The 17680-nt window shown below is 65.6% G+C and carries 18 protein-coding genes and 1 tRNA gene; 8 read left to right on the top strand and 11 right to left on the bottom strand.

Annotation, left to right across the window (positions count from 1 at the left end):
• Nucleotides 1–176 precede the first annotated feature (176 nt).
• Nucleotides 177–758: a hypothetical protein gene (locus AB0J29_RS09280; protein ID WP_364781868.1), complete on the bottom strand. Its 582-nt coding sequence runs from the start codon at nt 756–758 to the stop codon at nt 177–179.
• Nucleotides 759–1177: 419 nt separating this feature from the next.
• Nucleotides 1178–2734, bottom strand: a complete 1557-nt coding sequence (gene miaB / locus AB0J29_RS09275; RefSeq protein WP_364781865.1) for a tRNA (N6-isopentenyl adenosine(37)-C2)-methylthiotransferase MiaB — start codon at nt 2732–2734, stop codon at nt 1178–1180.
• 253 nt (nt 2735–2987) lie between these two features.
• On the opposite strand from miaB, the gene gluA reads away from it, so the two are divergent.
• From gluA to AB0J29_RS09255, 4 genes are all read left to right on the top strand, one after another.
• Entirely contained in the window at nt 2988–3716 is a 729-nt protein-coding gene (gene gluA, locus AB0J29_RS09270) for a glutamate ABC transporter ATP-binding protein GluA (RefSeq protein ID WP_364495602.1), read from the top strand.
• 65 nt (nt 3717–3781) lie between these two features.
• Complete coding sequence (locus AB0J29_RS09265; protein WP_364781862.1) at nt 3782–4615, top strand: glutamate ABC transporter substrate-binding protein; 834 nt, start codon at nt 3782–3784, stop codon at nt 4613–4615.
• A gap of 121 nt (nt 4616–4736) precedes the next feature.
• Nucleotides 4737–5411: an amino acid ABC transporter permease gene (locus tag AB0J29_RS09260; protein ID WP_364781859.1), complete on the top strand. Its 675-nt coding sequence runs from the start codon at nt 4737–4739 to the stop codon at nt 5409–5411.
• The gene (locus AB0J29_RS09255; RefSeq protein WP_364781856.1) at nt 5408–6307 is read left to right on the top strand and encodes an amino acid ABC transporter permease; all 900 of its coding nucleotides are present in this window, start codon (nt 5408–5410) and stop codon (nt 6305–6307) included. The genes AB0J29_RS09260 and AB0J29_RS09255 overlap by 4 nt, the downstream gene beginning before the upstream one ends.
• A 208-nt stretch (nt 6308–6515) precedes the next feature.
• On the opposite strand, the gene AB0J29_RS09250 is transcribed toward AB0J29_RS09255, so the two are convergent.
• Nucleotides 6516–7466 (bottom strand): LysR family transcriptional regulator, encoded by a 951-nt coding sequence (locus AB0J29_RS09250; RefSeq protein WP_364781853.1) that lies wholly within the window; start codon nt 7464–7466, stop codon nt 6516–6518.
• A 96-nt stretch (nt 7467–7562) separates the two neighbouring features.
• On the opposite strand from AB0J29_RS09250, the gene AB0J29_RS09245 reads away from it, so the two are divergent.
• Entirely contained in the window at nt 7563–8447 is an 885-nt protein-coding gene (locus tag AB0J29_RS09245) for an NAD(P)H-binding protein (protein WP_364781850.1), read from the top strand.
• Nucleotides 8448–8591: 144 nt separating this feature from the next.
• Here AB0J29_RS09245 and recX read toward each other — a convergent pair whose 3' ends face one another.
• The 5 genes from recX to AB0J29_RS09220 form a co-directional block, all read right to left on the bottom strand.
• A complete protein-coding gene (recX, locus tag AB0J29_RS09240) occupies nt 8592–9260 on the bottom strand; it encodes a recombination regulator RecX (RefSeq protein ID WP_364781847.1) in 669 nt (222 codons plus the stop codon).
• Between the two features lie 730 nt (nt 9261–9990).
• Nucleotides 9991–11037 carry a recombinase RecA gene (gene recA, locus AB0J29_RS09235; RefSeq protein ID WP_364781844.1) on the bottom strand — a complete coding sequence of 349 codons (1047 nt, stop codon included), beginning with the start codon at nt 11035–11037 and terminating at the stop codon, nt 9991–9993.
• A gap of 426 nt (nt 11038–11463) precedes the next feature.
• Nucleotides 11464–11913 (bottom strand): nuclear transport factor 2 family protein, encoded by a 450-nt coding sequence (locus AB0J29_RS09230; protein WP_364781841.1) that lies wholly within the window; start codon nt 11911–11913, stop codon nt 11464–11466.
• A 26-nt stretch (nt 11914–11939) separates the two neighbouring features.
• On the bottom strand, nt 11940–12827 hold the full coding sequence (locus AB0J29_RS09225) for a pyridoxamine 5'-phosphate oxidase family protein (RefSeq protein ID WP_364781838.1): 888 nt from the start codon (nt 12825–12827) through the stop codon (nt 11940–11942).
• A gap of 36 nt (nt 12828–12863) precedes the next feature.
• Nucleotides 12864–13325, bottom strand: coding sequence for a VOC family protein (locus AB0J29_RS09220; RefSeq protein ID WP_364781835.1), 462 nt, complete (start codon nt 13323–13325; stop codon nt 12864–12866).
• A gap of 154 nt (nt 13326–13479) precedes the next feature.
• Between AB0J29_RS09220 and AB0J29_RS09215 the strand changes: the two genes are divergently transcribed.
• On the top strand, nt 13480–13995 hold the full coding sequence (locus AB0J29_RS09215) for a CGNR zinc finger domain-containing protein (RefSeq protein WP_364781832.1): 516 nt from the start codon (nt 13480–13482) through the stop codon (nt 13993–13995).
• Nucleotides 13996–13997: 2 nt separating this feature from the next.
• Here AB0J29_RS09215 and AB0J29_RS09210 read toward each other — a convergent pair whose 3' ends face one another.
• The 3 genes from AB0J29_RS09210 to AB0J29_RS09200 all read right to left on the bottom strand — a co-directional run bounded on the left by AB0J29_RS09210 (nt 13998) and on the right by AB0J29_RS09200 (nt 16632).
• Nucleotides 13998–15182 carry a tetratricopeptide repeat protein gene (locus AB0J29_RS09210; RefSeq protein ID WP_364781829.1) on the bottom strand — a complete coding sequence of 395 codons (1185 nt, stop codon included), beginning with the start codon at nt 15180–15182 and terminating at the stop codon, nt 13998–14000.
• A 2-nt stretch (nt 15183–15184) separates the two neighbouring features.
• Nucleotides 15185–15379: a DUF3046 domain-containing protein gene (locus tag AB0J29_RS09205; protein ID WP_364781826.1), complete on the bottom strand. Its 195-nt coding sequence runs from the start codon at nt 15377–15379 to the stop codon at nt 15185–15187.
• A 92-nt stretch (nt 15380–15471) separates the two neighbouring features.
• Nucleotides 15472–16632, bottom strand: coding sequence for a nucleotide disphospho-sugar-binding domain-containing protein (locus AB0J29_RS09200; protein WP_364781823.1), 1161 nt, complete (start codon nt 16630–16632; stop codon nt 15472–15474).
• 543 nt (nt 16633–17175) lie between these two features.
• Here AB0J29_RS09200 and AB0J29_RS09195 point away from each other — a divergent pair.
• The gene (locus tag AB0J29_RS09195; RefSeq protein ID WP_364781820.1) at nt 17176–17334 is read left to right on the top strand and encodes a hypothetical protein; all 159 of its coding nucleotides are present in this window, start codon (nt 17176–17178) and stop codon (nt 17332–17334) included.
• 56 nt (nt 17335–17390) lie between these two features.
• A tRNA-Leu gene (locus AB0J29_RS09190) sits at nt 17391–17475 on the top strand.
• Nucleotides 17476–17680 lie beyond the last annotated feature (205 nt).

Genomic DNA, 17680 nt, shown 5'->3' with positions numbered 1-17680 from the left:
GCACAAGAGCATTGCATACCGGCCCATCGTCGGCGGCGGATGTTCATGCCAACAGACGCGGGCAGCTCAGGGCACAGTCGACTCCATGAGTCGGTGCGCTATGCAGATTCGAGTGATTTCTGCCACATACTGCCACAGTGCGCGGTTCCGGCAGAGGTAGGTACGCGCCGGGTGGTTCAGGAGTCGCCGGTGCGGCGACGGCGGTCGCGTTCCTCGGCGGCGGCCGCGGCATTGCGGCGCTGTTCTTCCGCGGCGAGTTGCAGCGCGGTGCGGCTCCACACGACGCGGATCCAGTGGAAGGTCAGGATGCTGATGGCGATGGCACCGAGGATGAGGCCGATGCCGGGGCCGGCGCCGTGGTAGTTGCCGAGGCCGGGGGTCTGGCGGTGCCAGATCGAGAAGACGCCGAAGACACTGCCGATGGCGGAACCGGCGACCGCAATCCAGGCGAGCACCCAGCGGCGGGTCATCAGCGCGAGCAATGAGAAGCCGATGCCGAAGACCACGGCGAACCAGACGAAGATCCGCGACGGCAGGCCGATGTGCTCGGCGCGCGCGGCATCGGTTCCGAGCAGCACATCGAATCCGCGGGCACCACCCGCATGCGATAGCACGAGCGAAAACAGCAGCAGGAAAACCGCGCCCGCGACCACCATCGCGCGCACCCCCGGATCGATCTCCCCCGCGATGCGCCGCTCGACGGCATCGAGATCATTCTTGAACTGCTCGAAGCCATTACTGCTCTCGACCGAGTTCACTGAGCCCTCGTCTCCTTCGGCTGTTCCCTGCTCCGCTGCCTTATCGGCATCCACTGTGCCATCACCGCGCCCATACTCCGCAGCCACCCCACTACGTCCGGTAGTACGCGCATCCTCCGCACCTGAATCCCCGAGCGAGTTCACCGCGGGTGAGTTCGGCGTGTCCTCACCGCGTTCACTGTTCGGCGCGGCACTGTCCTCAGTACCCGCCCTGCGACCCGGTGCCGCACCAGCCGAACCCGACGCCGATGATGCCGCCCCAGATACACCCGGTACGCGATCCGCTCCCCCGGTAGTGCGGCCCCCGCGATCCGCTTCCGCACCAGCCGAACCCGACTCCGGCGAACCCGCCCCAGACGCACCGGGTGCGCGATCCGCTCCCGCAGCTCGCGTCAGGTCGTCGTCACCCGGCTGGGTACTCATGCGCCGCAGCCGGTCGAGCAGCCTGTGGCGACGGGTTCGGGGGCTGGGGCACCGATGCGGGGGAGGCCGAGGCCGACGCCGATGGGTTCGGTTTTGGGGGTGATGCCCTGTGCGTGCGCGTCGCCCGCGCGGGTGCGGCGGTGGGATTTGACAGGCGCGTCGGCGATCAGGTGGTGCGGGGCGGCATTGGTGATGTCGACGGTGATGATGTCACCGGGGCGGATCTTCTCCGCGGCGCCTTCGGGGCGGAAATGCACCAGTCGGCCGTCGCGGGCGCGGCCGCTCATACGGGCGGTCGCGGCGTTCTTCTTGCCCGCGCCCTCGGCGACGAGCAATTCGACCTCGGTGCCGATGAGCGCCTTGTTCGCGTCGAGGGAGATTTCCTCCTGCAGCGCGATCAGCCGGTCGTAGCGCTCCTGCACCACCGCCTTGGGCAGCTGGTCGGGCATATCGGCGGCGGGTGTGCCGGGGCGCTTGGAGTACTGGAAGGTGTAAGCGCTGGTGAACCGCGCCTGCCGGACCACATCCAGGGTTTCCTGGAAGTCCTCCTCGGTCTCGCCGGGGAAGCCGACGATGATGTCGGTGGTGATCGCGGCATGTGGCATCGCGGCCCGCACCTTCTCGATGATGCCGAGGTAGCGCGCCTTGCGGTAGGACCGGCGCATCGCCTTCAGCACTCGATCCGACCCGGACTGCAGCGGCATATGCAATTGCGGGCAGACATTCGGCGTTTCGGCCATCGCCTCGATCACGTCATCGGTGAATTCGGCCGGATGCGGCGAGGTGAAGCGCACCCGCTCCAGCCCATCGATGCCCCCAGCCGCGCGCAGCAATTTCGCGAAGGCACCGCGATCGCGCGCCTCATCGGGATCGGCGAAGGACGCACCATAGGAGTTCACGTTCTGGCCGAGCAGCGTGACCTCCAGCACGCCCTGATCGACCAGCGCCTGCACCTCGGCGAGCACGTCACCCGGACGCCGGTCGACCTCCTTGCCACGCAGCGACGGCACGATGCAGAACGTGCAGGTGTTATTGCAGCCCACCGAGATCGAGACCCAACCCGCATAGGCGGATTCACGCTTGGCGGGCAGGCTCGACGGGAATGCCTCCAGCGATTCCAGGATCTCCACCTGCGCCTCGGCATTGTGCCGCGCCCGCTCCAGCAGCACCGGCAACGATCCGATGTTGTGTGTGCCGAACACCACATCCACCCACGGCGCCTTGCGCACAACGGTGTCGCGGTCCTTCTGTGCCAGGCAGCCGCCGACGGCGATCTGCATACCCGGCCGGTCGGCCTTGATCGGCGCGAGGTGCCCGAGGGTGCCGTAGAGCTTGTTGTCCGCGTTCTCGCGCACCGCGCAGGTATTGAAGACGACGAGATCGGCCGTCGCGCCCGGCGCGGCCTTCACATAACCCGCATCCTCGAGCAGGCCCGACAAGCGTTCGGAATCGTGCACGTTCATCTGGCAACCGAAGGTACGGACCTCGTAACTGCGTGCGCCGTCCGCGGCCGCAGGGGCGGGAGACAGCACTGCCTGTCCGATCGAATCCACCCGTCCAGGGTACGGGGGTGCGCAACGCCGGTTTTCAGCGCATCGGCGCAGGCTCTGGGCTGCATCGGATGGGTTACAGCGCTGTGTCGTGTCGGCGCGGCGTTACGGTGTGTCGCCGAAACTCGGGCAAATCGCCGTTTTCCGCTTAAGGTCTTGAACCATGACCGACGACGCCACCGCACCCGACACAATCGGGTTGGCCAAAACCGGGGCAGCTAGTTCTGATGAGGGCAGTACCGGAATGAACGCACCGATGATTTCGATGAGCAATGTGGAAAAGCACTTCGGTGACCTGCATGTGCTGCGCGATATCAATCTCGAAGTCCCCAAGGGGCAGGTCGTCATCGTTCTGGGCCCCTCGGGGTCCGGGAAGTCGACGCTGTGCCGCACCATCAATCGACTGGAGCCGATCGATTCCGGCGATATCGCCATCGACGGCGTACCACTGCCCGCAGAGGGCCGCGCGCTTGCCGCATTGCGCGCCGATGTCGGCATGGTGTTCCAATCGTTCAACCTCTTCGCGCATAAGACGATCGTCGAGAACGTGATGCTCGCGCCGCTGAAGGTTCGCAAGGCGAAAAAGGAGGATGCCCGCAAGCGCGCGATGGAGCTGCTCGAACGCGTCGGGATCGCCAATCAGGCCGATAAGTATCCGGCGCAGCTGTCCGGCGGCCAGCAGCAGCGCGTGGCGATCGCCCGCGCGTTGGCGATGAGCCCGAAGGTGATGTTGTTCGACGAGCCGACCTCGGCGCTGGACCCGGAGATGGTCAATGAGGTGCTCGACGTCATGGTGTCGCTGGCCAAGGAGGGGATGACGATGCTGGTCGTCACCCACGAGATGGGCTTCGCGCGCAAGGCAGGTAACCGGGTGTTGTTCATGGCCGACGGGCTGATCGTCGAGGACGCCACACCCGAGGTGTTCTTCACCGCGCCGAAGTCTGACCGTGCCAAGGATTTCCTCGGCAAGATTCTGAGCCACTGAACCGAGAAATCACCGCAACCGTAAAGACCACGGGCAGCGAAATCACCAGAAAGAGAAGGAAATCGATGAGGATCAACCGTTCGCTTCGACTCGGTATCGGGGCGTTAGCTCTGGCGCTGGCCGCAACAACCGCCGCGTGTGGCGGTGGTAGCGATAAGTCCGCACTGGACAACGCCAAGGGCGGAAAGCTCACCGTCGGCATCAAATTCGACCAGCCGGGCCTCGGCCTGCGCAATAAGGACGGCTCGTTCAGTGGCTTCGACGTCGAGGTCGCCAAGTATGTCGCGGGCAAGCTCGGTGTGCAGCCGGAGAACATCACGTTCAAGGAGTCCCCGTCCGGGCAGCGTGAGACGCTGATCGAGAATGGTCAGGTCGACTACATCGTCGCGACCTACTCGATCAATGACGCGCGTAAGCAGAAGGTCGACTTCGCCGGGCCGTATTACGTTGCGGGCCAGTCACTTTTGGTGAAGGCCGACAACAACAGCATCAATAGCCCCGACGATCTGAAGGGTAAGAAAGTCTGCTCGGTGAAGGGCTCCACCCCGGCCCAGAACATCGAGAAGAACTACCCCGCTACGCAGCTGCAGACCAACGACACCTACTCGCTGTGCCTCGAGGGCCTGCAGGCCGGTTCGTATGACGCGGTGACCACCGACGACATCATCCTGGCCGGTTACGCGGCGCAGAGCACGGGCACCTTCAAGGTCGTCGGCAAGCCGTTCACCACGGAGAACTACGGCATCGGCCTGAAGAAGGGTGATAAAGAGCTGCGCGGAAAGGTCAATGACGCGATCGAGGCCATGATCGCCGATGGGTCGTGGAAGAAGGCGTTCGACTCCACGGTCGGCATCTCCGGCTACCAGGCGCCGACACCGCCGACGGTGAACCGGTACTGAGATTCGTGATCGGGTGGCCCGCACGGGCCACCCGATCGCTTCGCTACGAGCAACCTGTACATCGCGCGCGGCAGGACGATCTCCGGCCGCCGCACAATCCGATCGGAGGGGCGCGTCTACCGTGTTCGACCTGATCTCGAGGTATGACGTCCTCGGCGCCTTCTGGGTGACTATCAAACTGACCGCGTCGTCGGCGGTCCTCGCCCTGATCCTGGGCACATTCGTCGCTGCGCTGCGCGTCTCGCCCGTGCCCGTCGGCCGTTTTCTCGGTGCCGCCTACGTCACCCTCTTCCGCAATACCCCACTGACGCTGATCATCGTGTTCTGCTCACTGGGCCTCTACTCCACCATGGGCTGGAAGCTCGCACCGGAGGGGCCGAACTCGCTGGCGCAGAACAACTTCCGCTACGCGGTACTCGGACTCAGCATCTATACGGCGGCATTCGTATGCGAGTCATTGCGCTCGGGCATCAACACCGTGCCCATGGGCCAGTCCGAGGCGGGCCGTTCACTGGGCCTCACCTTCACCCAGAATCTGCGAATCGTGGTGCTGCCGCAGGCATTCCGCTCGGTCATCGCCCCGCTGGGCAGTGTCCTGATCGCGCTCACCAAGAACTCCACGATCGCCTCGGCGATCGGTGTCGCCGAGGCCGCGACCCTGATGGCCAAGATGAACGAGAACGAGGCCGCGCTGATCACCATCGGCTTCATCTTCGCACTCGGCTTCGTAATCCTGACCCTGCCGACCGGCCTGCTGTTCGGCTGGCTGGCCAAGCGATTCGAGGTGGCCCGGTGAGTGCTGGAGCTTCGGTTCTGTTCGATGCGCCCGGACCCCGCGCGCGCATTCGAAACCAAATCTATTCCGTCATAGCGATTGTCGCGGTGCTGGCACTCGGCTGGGTGTTCTACCGTGGTTTCGCCGATAAGGGCCAGTTCACCGCCGAGAAGTGGAAGCCGTTCATCGAGGCGGACGTCTGGAAGACCTATCTGCTGCCCGGTCTGCGCGGCACCCTGGTCGCGGCGTTGCTGTCCATCGTGTTCGCGCTGGTGATCGGCATGGTCTTCGGCATCCTGCGCCTGTCCGAGCACCGGGTCGTGCGCTGGGTGGCGGGCGCGATCGTCGAAGTGGCCCGGTCCATTCCGGTGCTGATCCTGATGATCTTCCTGTTCTACGTCTTCTCCGATTACAAGGTGTTCAAGGTCGACCAGCTCGCGCTGTGGGCCGTGGTGATCGCACTGACCGTCTACAACGGTTCGGTCATCGCCGAAATCGTGCGCGCGGGCATCAAATCGCTGCCGAAGGGACAGACCGAGGCCGCCGTCGCGCTGGGCCTGCGCAAGGGGCAGCTGATGCGGTTGATCCTGCTGCCGCAGGCGATTACCGCCATGCTGCCCGCATTGATTTCGCAAATGGTTGTGGCGCTGAAGGATTCGGCGCTCGGTTATCAGATCACCTACCTCGAGATCGTGCGTCAGGGGTCGCAACTCGGTGCGGCCGAGCGCAATACGGTGCCCGCACTGATGGTCGTCGCCGTCGTGATGATTCTGCTGAACAGCACGTTGACGATCGTGGCCAATAAGCTGGAGCAGCGGTTGCGCTCGCGCAAGCGGGCCAAGGGCGCGGCTGTCGTGGCTGCCGACTCGATTCTGACCGATGCGACTCCTGGGATGGATATCACCCAGAAGCCGTAAGTCCAGCGGGTCTGAGCGTGCGCTTCTCGCCTGAATCCGGCAGAAATTGCTGGATTTCGCGGGAAAGTGCGCGCTCAGACCCGTTTTCGGGCGGAATCGGCTTCGTTGGCGTTCTCAGCGATCACCCTCGCCGTGGCGGCCGCACAATCGATGTGCGGCCACGGGCAGTCCGGGTGGCCGGACACGTCCGAGTATTCGGCCGCAGTGATCAGGACGAGGGTGCGGTGCTGCGGAGTTCGGCAGCCTCGGGGTGGACCGGGGAGGTGAAAGTCTCGGCGAACGGGACGGATTCGGGTGGGTAGTTCGCTGCGGCCACGGCGGTGGCAGCGCGGACGAAGGCGGCCACCGCGAGTGAGTGACAGTTCTGCGGCCACGCTACCGCGAGGGTGGTTGGTTTCAGGTCGGTGACGGACCGATAGGCGATGCCGGGGCGGTGGTGGCGGCGGGCGACCGAGGCGGGCGGGAACCAGATGCTGTCGCCGAGTTCGATCAGGTTGAAGATCTGCGCAAGATCCCGCACTGGACGCGGAGTCTCCGATGGCAGGACGAGGCCGTCATGGTCGGCGGGCGCTCCATCAGGGAGCAGTCGACCGGCCAGGTCGGCCAGGCACAGGGTTGCCTGGGCGGCGAGCGGATCCGAGGCGGCCAGTGCGACAAGGCGGGGTTCGGTGACCAGCGGTTCGATATCCAGACCGCGGTCGTCGAACGGGGTGGCAAGGAGCGCGACATCCGCACGGCCCTGGTGCAATGCCGGGACCTGCTCCCCCCGCCCACCCAACATGAACTCCACCGGGACAGCCGCTTCGTCGAGGCGGTATGTCTCGACGATCTGCGGCAGCAGTCCGGCGTCGTAGTCAGCCTTGAGCGCGAGGCGCAGACCCGGTGCGTGCAGACCCACGTGCTGGGCGCGCTGCGCAGCCGCAGCGACGGCATCGAGGGCGGTCCTGGCGTCGCGGAGCAGGGTCTCGCCGGGAGGGGTGAGTACGACGTGCCGGGTGGTGCGCTCGAAAAGTTGAACGCCCAGTTGACGTTCCAGTTCTCGGATTGCGCGGGACAGGGGTGGTTGCGCCATCCCCAGTCGCTCGGCCGCGCGTCCGAAATGCAGTTCCTCTGCGACGGCCACGAAGTATCGGAGTTGCCGAACCTCCAGATCACTCATATCCCCACGGTATCAACGCTTATCGGATCGGTCCTTCAGGTTCGGTACCGCGCCGACTTGACTGATCAGTGCCCAGTCACTCGAGCAGAGGTCGTCATGATCGTTGTCACCACCCCTACCGGCGCCATCGGCCGTCAGGTTCTCCCGCATCTCCTCGCCGCCGAGGTGCCGGTCCGCGTCATCGCGCGTGATCCCGCACGCCTGCCCGCTGACATCCGCGAGCGCGTCGACGTCGTAGCTGGTTCGCACGGGGACATCGATGTCGTTACCGAGGCATTCGCCGGTGCCGATGCCGTATTCTGGCTGCTTCCGCCGGATCGGCAGACCGCGAGTCTCGATGCGGCCTTTCTGGATTTCACCCGACCCGCATGCGAGGCCTTCAAAAGCCAGGGCGTCCAGCGCGTCGTCGGAGTATCCGGCCTCGGGCGCGGGGCCGCGTCGGTCGGAAAGGCCGGGCTGGTCACGGCATCACTGGCGATGGACGATCTGATCGCGAGCACCGGCGTGAACTATCGCGCGCTGACGATGCCCTCGTTCATGGACAATTACCTCTGGCAGGTCGAGCTGATCAAGAGTCAGGGCATCTTTGTCGCACCGCTGTCCCCCGATCTCAAACGCCCCACCTGCGCGACCCGCGATATCGCCGCCGTTGCCGCCGAACTGCTGCTCGACGACTCGTGGCGTGGATACGACAGCGTCCCCGTACTCGGCCCAGAAGACCTGTCCAACAGCGACATGGCGCGAATCATGTCCGAAGTGCTCGCTCGCCCGATCCGGTTCCAACAAGTCTCCGGCGCAGCCTATAAAGCCACCATGCTCGAATCCGGCATGTCCGCGGCCATGGCCCAGGGCATGTACGACATGCTGGAAGCAAAGGAGAACGGCCTCGACAATGCCGAACCCCGCACTCCCCAAGCCACGACTCCGACCACCTTCCGCCAGTGGTGCGAAGAAGTCCTCGCCCCCGCCCTCGACTGCTGACTGTCGCCGCAGCGGCCCGGCTCATCGGCAGGGCACCGATGCGAAACCGATCCAGCTTCACAGAGTGTGCACCTTGCGGCAACCATCTCCAGGGCAATTCGCCAGAGGAATGACCGCCACACACTGCGGGCGCGCGACTGCGGCTCAGTCGGAGTCCGCCGCGTCGGACTGTGCCTGTGCGAGTTCAGCTTTCACTACGGTGAAGGCGGTGGATTGGTTGTAACCGCGGCGGGCGAGCATGGCTACGAGACGGCGGATAATTTTGTCGCGGTCCAGGTTGGTGGGCATGGTGCGCAGTTTGCGGCGAACCAGTTCGGTGGCGCGCTGTTCCTCGTCATCGGCGGTGATGGCGTCGAGGGCAGAGGCGGCGTCGGATTGGGATACGCCCTTGCGGCGGAGTTCTTGGGCGAGAGCCTGTTTGCCCTTGCCGGAGAAGGTGTGGCGGGAGTGGACCCATTGTTCGGCGAAGGCGACGTCGTCGATCAGGCCGACCTCGGTGAAGCGGTCGAGGGCCCGTTCGGTGATTTCGGGCGTAAAGCCCTTGGCCGCGAGACGCTGCGCTAGTTCGGCACGGCTGCGGGCGCGGACGGCGAGCAGGCGAAGACACGCCTCCTTCGCCTGCTCGACCGTCCCGCCTTGGGGAGTGCGCTCGGCATGGGACCGCGAATCGTCCTCGTCTGCGCGGGAACCGACGGCACCTGTCTGTTGCGCACCCCCCTCGGATCCGGCCGCCACCAGATCCGCCCATCGGCCTTCGGAACTCTGGAAGTCAGCCGAGTGGGAGTCGTCGCGCCGGAATTCCTTCCGGCGCACGCGACCGCGCCGGGACCCAGTCGAACGCGCCCGCTGCGGATCGGGCGCGCTCGACCGAGTTCCCATGATGTCCGAATCGGCCAAACCACCTTCGGCCAACCGGACTCGCCTATCCCCCCGCCCCCTGACCCGAAAACCCGAGTCCTCCGTATCTCCCTCAGACCACCGCTCTCGCCCAGATCCATATTCGCCCGACCCGGAACCAGCAGCCCCTGAAGCACTCTCAGGCCACCGCCCCTGCCCTGCTCTGGACTCCTCCGCTCCGGCACGACCGAGCCGTGAAGCGGTCCAACGGTTCCGACCTCGACCCGACTCGATCTCACCCGACGTGAACCCGTCGCTCCCCGGATCGGCCTCGAACCACCGCACTCGGTCCAACTCGGACTCATTCGACCAGAACTCCGCAGGCTCCGCATCAAACGCGGATCGCTGCGCTCGCCCGGACTCATCCGGACGAAACCCGTCAGCGTTCGAGCCGTCCTCGGACCACTGGCCGCGCCCTGGCTCGGGCTCATCCGAACGAAAACCGTCGGCGGCCGACTCGACCTCAGACCAACGGCCCCGGTCCGGCTCTTGCTCGCCTGAGCCGGATCCGGTAGGGGTTGGGATGGGTGGGCGGCCTGAGGCGGAGAGTAGTTCGTTCAGGCGGCGGCGGGCCTCGGTGACCGGGTCGGGCCGCGTTGTATCGGGTGCGGGCCGGGTGGGGGCTGGGCGCCGAGAGGTCATCGGATCAGAAGTCGGCGGGAACCTCAGCGGCCGCGCCATCCGCGGTCACGTCGGCGCCGATGCCGAGCTTCTCCTTGATCTTCTTCTCGATCTCGTCGCGGACGTCGGTGTTCTCCAGCAGGAACTTGCGGGCGTTCTCCTTGCCTTGGCCGAGCTGATCGCCCTCGTAGGTGTACCAGGAGCCGGACTTGCGGATAAAGCCATGCTCGACGCCCATATCGATGAGCGAGCCCTCCTTGGAAATGCCCTGGCCGTAGAGGATGTCGAATTCGGCCTGCTTGAACGGCGGCGAAACCTTGTTCTTCACGACTTTCACGCGGGTGCGGTTGCCGACCGCATCGCTGCCGTCCTTGAGCGTTTCGATGCGGCGCACATCCAGACGCACCGAGGCGTAGAACTTCAGCGCCTTACCACCGGTCGTGGTCTCGGGCGAACCGAACATCACGCCGATCTTCTCGCGCAGCTGGTTGATGAAGATGGCGGTGGTGCCGGAGCTGTTCAGCGCGCCGGTCATCTTGCGCAGCGCCTGGCTCATCAGGCGCGCCTGCAGACCGACATGACTGTCACCCATCTCGCCCTCGATTTCGGCGCGCGGTACCAGCGCGGCCACCGAGTCGATGACGATGATGTCGATCGCGCCCGAACGCACCAGCATGTCGGCGATCTCCAGCGCCTGCTCACCGGTATCGGGCTGGGAGACGAGCAGTGCGTCGGTGTCGACCCCCAGCTTGCGGGCGTAATCGGGATCGAGCGCGTGCTCGGCGTCGATGAAGGCGGCGACACCGCCCGCGGCCTGAGCATTGGCCACCGCATGCAGTGCGACGGTCGTCTTACCCGAGGACTCCGGACCGTAGACCTCGACGACGCGTCCGCGCGGCAAACCGCCGATGCCGAGCGCCACGTCCAGGGCGATGGATCCGGTCGGGATCACCGAAATGGGCTGGCGCGCCTCCTCACCGAGACGCATGACCGCGCCCTTGCCGAAGCTCTTCTCGACCTGAGCCAGCGCCAGCTCGAGCGCCTTGTCACGGTCGTACGCCTGTGGTGCCATATCCTGATCCCCTTTTCGACAGGTAAGTCTCGTTCGTGGTTGGCGCCCACATTAGAGGGCGGCACCGACAAGTTCTGGCGACCAGCCTAGCCGAACAGATGTTCGAGTCAAGCGACGCGCCCGACAACACGCGCCGTAAACTTCCCGAACACGGCAACCGCCACGCTACCGCCGATCGCGGCACCGAATCGCACCGCACCAGCGAGATCCGATCACTGTCCAGCACTGTCTGCGCATGCTTGTACACCGCGCAACACGGGCGTCACCTCCACCTTTCCAGCGGGAGACCGTCGTCGCCTGAGCACCGACCGTCGCGACCGTCATCGGCCCCGGCAACCCGCGATCCGGCCAGGCACACCACGTACCAACCGGGCACCCCACACATGGAGTACCCGGTCCGGCGACCGGATGCCCGGCACCTGCCGATTACTGCTGCGGCAGGACGGATTCGTCACCTTCCGCCCGCGGGCCGGGGATGCGGCGGTCGGATTCGTCGATGCGGACGTCGTTGATGCTGGCCTCGCGCCGCGACATCAGGCCTTCCGGGGTGAACTCCCACTGTTCGTTGCCGTAACTGCGCCACCACTGACCGGATTCGTCGTGCCATTCGTACTGGAAGCGAACCGCGATGCGGTTGCTTTCGAACGCCCAGAGGTCCTTGCGCAGTGCGTAACCGTTTTCGATGGACCACTTGCGGGTGAGGAATTCGACGATGGCGGCGCGGCCGGCGAAGAACTCATCGCGATTGCGCCACACCGAATCCTCGGTGTACGCGGCGGCGACGCGCTCGGGATCCCTCGTGTTCCAGGCATCCTCGGCAGCGCGCACCTTGGCTTTGGCGGATTCCAGGTCGAACGGCGGCAGCGGAGGTCGCATGGCAATTCCTTTTCGGGTATCGGAGGTCAGGGGTTGACCGGGGAGAGTTCGGCGGGGCCCCAGCGGAGCGGGCCCGCGCCGTGGACTTCGATCACTTCCGCAATGGTGAAGTCGATCGAGCACTGGGCCCCGGCGGTGAAGGTTTCGGGCGCCCAGGACAGTTCGGCGGTTCCGGTGAGTTGCAGAGTTCCGCCGGTGGTCCAGTCCGGGATCAGGATGCCGCAGCGTGGATTCGCCGCGATGTTCCCGAGCGTCATGAACATCGAATTGCCCTGGTAGTCCGGCCATCTCAGCCGAGTGGACGAAAGCACCTGGAGGAAGCCGGGATTCCCGCCACGGTGGGAGGCGTCGGCATTGCCATCGGTATCCGCGGTGGCCACGAAGAAGGTGTCCGCCGCCGCGAGCAGCGCGCGCTGTCGCGCATCGAGTTCCGTGTCATGACGGGGCGGCGGGAGGTCGACGTCGGGGCGGTACGATTCGAGCTGCCTGCGCGAGATGTACTTCGGGCAGTTCGAATACACCTGTTCGACGGTAAACCGCAGCCCCGACTCCGTCGGCACCACGAATCCATTGACGCGCATTCGCCTACGCCGCTGCGGTTGCAGCGCGATCATGCCGATCCGAGCCGGTCGGGTCAGCGCTTCGTGCAGCGGATCCCCGACGGCCGGAAAAGCATCGATCGCGATGGTCTCGGCATCGATGACGTGCACGAATCCGGGCGACCCGACCAACGTGCCTGCCCACATCCGCCCAGCACGGTCCGCAGCCGCGATCACAACCATCGGCTGCTCCGCGAGGAAACCCGCCGCTACATCCGGGATGTCGGCGCGAATCATTCGTCCCACCCGATCAGCGATATGCGCCTGACCCATGCGCTGCTGCACGGCGACCTCGCCCGAATGATAGTGCGTCATCAGGATCCTCCCGCGGCGTTCAACAGGGGGTCGGGCTCAGAAGAATCCGCACGTCGGGGCGGCACCGCTGGGCGCGGGAGCGGATTCCGCGCCCGTGGGTGCGTATACCTCGAGGCGGATGCCGTCGGGATCGGTGAAGAAGATGCCACCCGAAGCGACGCCCTCGCCGTGCGCGACCACACCATCGTGGGCAAAACTCACCGAGAGCTCGCGCAGCAGCGCCTCGATCGAGCGCACCTGTTCGATGGTGTCGACCTGGAACGAAAGATGATGCAGGCCAGGAGTTTCAGCGGAGAAGGCGCCATCGGACTGCTGCCAGAGGGTCAGCACGAGTTTGCCGTTCGCGCCGAGGAAGGCCCAGCGCCTGTCGTCGTCGGTACTGGCCGCGAGCTGCTCGAAACCGAATGCGCGGCGATAGAAGTCCACCGATCGGTCCAGATCGGAGACGTTCAGGCCGATGTGTCCGGTGGCGAGCTGGGGAGCGATGGCTGTCGTCATAGTAATCCTCCTCGGAATGCTTAACCGCTATATAGCGTTTTAACGGTTAAAACGTAGCAAGAGTCGATACGCGAGTCAACCTATAAAATGAGGTTAGCTGGTTAGAACGGTGGTGGTTGTCTTGGCGACGACAGGGAGATCGTTACCCTCAGGTATGCCCGATCCACGCCCCCACCTCGGTGAACCGCTGGCACTCGACCTGCTGAACACCCGGTGGATCCAGGATGGACCGCAGGATCTGCTCACCGATGTCGCAGGTCTCGACATCTGGTTGACCACGGCCGGACTCGACGATCGCGCAAATGCCGACGAGCCGACCCTGCAGGCAGTACTCGCCACCCGCACCGCCATCTACGACGTGGTGAAACATGCCTCACACACCGCGCTCAACAACGTGCTCGACCACGGCCGGATCCGACGCACCCTGACCGACACCGGCCCCACCGATCTCGTCGACGTACCGGAAGCCACCTGGCTCCCCGGCTGGCTCGCCGCCGACAGCCTGCTCCGGCTACTGGCCGAGGCGCCGGACCGGATCCGTCAGTGCGCCCATCCGGACTGCGTGCTGTTCTTCTACGACACCTCGAAAAACGGCACCCGACGGTGGCATTCGATGGCGACCTGCGGCAATCGCACCAAAGCCGCACGCCACTACGCGAAAAAGGTCTGAGCTCAGAAGAGTTCGTCGAGCAATCGGTAGTAGCCCAGGCGCCGCCGGTCCGGCTCGGCGAACCCATAGGCGGCGTAGAACGCGCACAGTTCGTCGGCTTCGAAGTCCGCGCGCAGATCGCGCTCGACCAAGGCCAGATCGCGGTATCGATCCGCGACACCCAGACCACCCAGGTCGATCAGCAGACCGCCGTCCAACACATTGGACGGGGTGAAATCACCATGCGCGACAACGAGATCCTCGTCCGGCGGACGTTCGACGAGCAGTCGTTGGTAGATCTGTTCCGGCGCCAGCCCTCGATTGTCGTCGTCGAAGTCGTCGGCGTCGACCAAACCCTCGAGCACGCGGCGCCGCGCCTGGGCCAGCATGACGTCCAGCGTGCCGTCGAACGGGCATTCGGTGACGGGAATGTCGTGCAGACGCCGCAGCAGCGCACCCATGACCGCACCCACCGATTCCGTCGGTTCGGCAGCCAGACTCGGCAGACCCGCGTCGGCCAGAACAAGGATATCCGCTTCGAACACTGCGATGTCCGGGAGCTGAATCCCCTTATCCCGCAACCAATTCAGCCGCTCATATTCGGCAGTGGCCCGCGGCCCCCGCTTGACCCAGTACGCACCATCAACATACGCGACACCGCCACTCATCCCCTCGTGCTCCGCCGACCATATGGGGTCGTCACCCAGCACCGCGGCGACCTTCGGCGGCAAGGTCGCCGGCAGGTCGTCGAGGAGGTCGAGGGTGGTGCGCGTGGATTCGATCAGCTCGGCATCCCCCTCGACGACACGCAGTTTCAGCGCCTCGGTGAGCCGAGCCTTGGCCTCGGGCAACCGGCCCTGTTCGGCGAGGGCCTTGCCCAGATGCTGTAGCGCGAAGGACAGCACCTCGGAATCGCCAGCTCGGTCCACGGCTCGGCGATACAGCGTTTCGGCGGTGACGGTGTCACCCCAATAGCGGTAGACATCACCGAGATTGATCCAAACCGACATCCGGCGATAGTCACTATCCGCGAGTTCGAGCGCGCGATCGAGGTGATCGAGGGCCTCGGCGTAGCGGCCGAGCAGCATCAGCTCGATGCCGATCTTGCGGAATTCAGCGAAGTCGACGGGTCGCGCGGCCGCAACGTGAGCGGCCAGCTGCGCATGATCGGTCGCGATCATGCGCAGCCGCTCGTCGAAGCGGTACACGCTCACCAGCGTGATCTCGGTACGTCGAAATCCGCGCACAGTGCGCGCCACACGTCACGCGGGTCGGTGCCCGCCTCGATGGCGGCAGCACCCGTCCGCCCGTCCAATGCCGGGATGGTGTGATCCTTGAGCAGCGCATCGCCGCGGGCCACACCGAACTCGGTGTGCAACAGCTCCTGGAACTCGGTCAACCGCACCGTAGTCAAGATACTCGCGCCGCTGCGGTCCCCCACCCGGGCCGTTCGATTGGCGTCAGCGGCTATCCGATGGAATCCGCTTGAACCTTGCGCTAGTGGGTCCGAACGCTGAGCACGTCGTGGCAGATACGGATCGGGTCGGCGACGTCCGCGATACCCGCGGCCGCTCGTTGCGCGGCGGCAGTGTAATCGGGCGTGTTGAGCAGATCGAGGACCGCGATGCGCACCGCATCGGCGGTCAGCGGGCGGACCAGGATAGAACTGCCTTGGCGGGCGGCGCGATTCGCCAATTCCCATTGGTCGCCGCCGCCGGGAACCGTGACGATCGGAACACCCGCGAGCAGCGATTTCGCGAGCAGGCCGTGGCCGCCGCCGCCCACTACGACCGATGCGTGAGTGAGCAGTTCGTCTTGGCGACCGAGTCCGGCGGTCGCCCACCGCGGCAGGTCGGTGGGCGGGGTGTCGAGCATGGAAATGGCCACCCGGACGCCCCCGCCGTCCAATGCGGCCAGCACGGTTTCGACCATGCCCGCGACACCCGTGTGCGCGGTCGACGGTGCCACCATGACCAGCGGCTCGGCACCGAGGGGTGGTTCGAGGATTTTCGGAGTCGGCTCCCACAGCAACGGGCCGATGATGTGGGTGTGCTCGGGCCAATCGGGGCGCGACACCTCGAGCGCGGGCAAGGTGGCGATCAGGCGGGCCGCCGGGCCGGGATCGGCCACGGGCAGTCCGACACTTTCGCGGGCCCGCTCCCGTTGACGCACACCGTTGCGAATGGCGCGTGCGGTCATGGTGCGCAACATGCCGTCACGCAGGCGTCCGCGCACCCCCTCCCCGGGCGCGAGGCCACTTCCGATGGGCGGCAACGCTTTCGACGGCAGATACAGCGGATGCGGCGACAGCTCGACCCACGGCACCCGGAGTCGCTCGGCAGCCATGCCACCGCCCGCGGTCAGCACATCCGACACCACGAGCTCGGGCAGCATCGCGCTCAGATCGGGCAGGATTTCGGTCGAAATATGCGCCGCACGCTCATGGATGCGCTGACCGGCGTCATCGTCGTCGTCGATCGTGCGCGGCGCGAGCCCCTTGAGCCTGCGCACCGCGATGCCCGCCTCCTTGGCGGCATCGAACCAACGCGGTCCGGTGAACAGCACCGGATCATCACCGGCGGCCAGGAACCGTTCGCACAGCGCCAGCGCCGGGAACGCATGGCCGGGATCCGGCCCGGCAACAACGGCAACACGCATGCGGCCAGCCTGCCACATCGATATCGGAATTCGGTGCGACGCGGTTCGGGTTCCCGATCCGCCCCTGGGTGCGTTCATCGAAATGCCACCCAGGCGCAACGCGCCGAGTGCGGATCGACGGCATGTTGTTCTAGACCATTCCCCAGCGATCGACAGATTGGGGTCGAGGTGCCCGTCACCACCGTCGAAAAATTGGCGAACCTGCTGACCGGATGCGCCGATGTCTGGGACAGTCCCGACCGCAGCGACGACCCCACCGACACGCTGGACCGCGACCCGCAATGCTCGCGCCCTGCTGCGCCGATCCCACCTGGAGGACGAGGAACTGCAACTCGCCGGACGCCTGCAGATATCGGCCACAAACTCGTCCCCGGCGACGATGCGGGCCAGCACAGTGCGGACGCGATCTGAGCGCTACTCGGCGACCGCGTCACCCGACTGGTCGAACTGCACGTTGTCGCCACGCGCTACTCGGCCGCCACCGACACCGTCCACTCCCTCTCCCCCGCCAGCCGGCACACCCCGGTCGCCCAGGGCGGCCCCATGACCGAAGCCGAAATCGCCGAATTCCGAACCGATCCCGACTTCACCGCCGCCCTCACCCTCCGCCGTGCCGACGACGCGGCCAAGATGGTCGGTCTGCGCGTCGCCTCCGTCGAATCCTGGCGCCCAGTGATCGAACGAGTCGCGGACACCCACTGACCCCAACCGATTTCAATACTTCCCCACCCATCCGTTACCCTTGCTCAGCAACACCGGTCCGGGTGGCGGAATGGCAGACGCGCTAGCTTGAGGTGCTAGTGCCCTTTATCGGGCGTGGGGGTTCAAGTCCCCCTCCGGACACCTAACTGTGGCATTTATGCCTCCAAAATCGGGTCCGGGCATCGCCTGGACACGCTGTCCTGGTCGTACCCCGTCACCTGCGGTTTTGCTCTGTTCTGCGGTGGTCGATGTGACCGATGACACATTATCTCCGCTGATCCCTTCCTTCTCCTCCATCGGCCTGGTCGGCGGCGATGCCTGCGGTATCGGTGCCGGTCTGCCGATG

It is taken from the genome of Nocardia sp. NPDC049707 (assembly GCF_040674855.1).
Lineage (GTDB): Bacteria > Actinomycetota > Actinomycetes > Mycobacteriales > Mycobacteriaceae > Nocardia.
Note: the sequence above shows the minus strand (reverse complement) of the source record. Positions and strands in the feature narration are given on the sequence as shown.

Excerpts from the sequence above, each read along its gene's own strand:
- gluA (WP_364495602.1), top strand. The coding sequence starts at position 2,988 with ATGATTTCGATGAGCAATGTGGAAAAGCACTTCGGTGACCTGCATGTG.
- AB0J29_RS09220 (WP_364781835.1), bottom strand. The coding sequence starts at position 13,325 with ATGACGACAGCCATCGCTCCCCAGCTCGCCACCGGACACATCGGCCTG.
- AB0J29_RS09250 (WP_364781853.1), bottom strand. The coding sequence starts at position 7,466 with ATGAGTGATCTGGAGGTTCGGCAACTCCGATACTTCGTGGCCGTCGCA.
- AB0J29_RS09225 (WP_364781838.1), bottom strand. The coding sequence starts at position 12,827 with ATGACGCACTATCATTCGGGCGAGGTCGCCGTGCAGCAGCGCATGGGT.
- recA (WP_364781844.1), bottom strand. The coding sequence starts at position 11,037 with ATGGCACCACAGGCGTACGACCGTGACAAGGCGCTCGAGCTGGCGCTG.
- AB0J29_RS09200 (WP_364781823.1), bottom strand. The coding sequence starts at position 16,632 with ATGCGTGTTGCCGTTGTTGCCGGGCCGGATCCCGGCCATGCGTTCCCG.
- AB0J29_RS09245 (WP_364781850.1), top strand. The coding sequence starts at position 7,563 with ATGATCGTTGTCACCACCCCTACCGGCGCCATCGGCCGTCAGGTTCTC.
- AB0J29_RS09195 (WP_364781820.1), top strand. The coding sequence starts at position 17,176 with ATGACCGAAGCCGAAATCGCCGAATTCCGAACCGATCCCGACTTCACC.
- AB0J29_RS09215 (WP_364781832.1), top strand. The coding sequence starts at position 13,480 with ATGCCCGATCCACGCCCCCACCTCGGTGAACCGCTGGCACTCGACCTG.
- AB0J29_RS09265 (WP_364781862.1), top strand. The coding sequence starts at position 3,782 with ATGAGGATCAACCGTTCGCTTCGACTCGGTATCGGGGCGTTAGCTCTG.
- AB0J29_RS09230 (WP_364781841.1), bottom strand. The coding sequence starts at position 11,913 with ATGCGACCTCCGCTGCCGCCGTTCGACCTGGAATCCGCCAAAGCCAAG.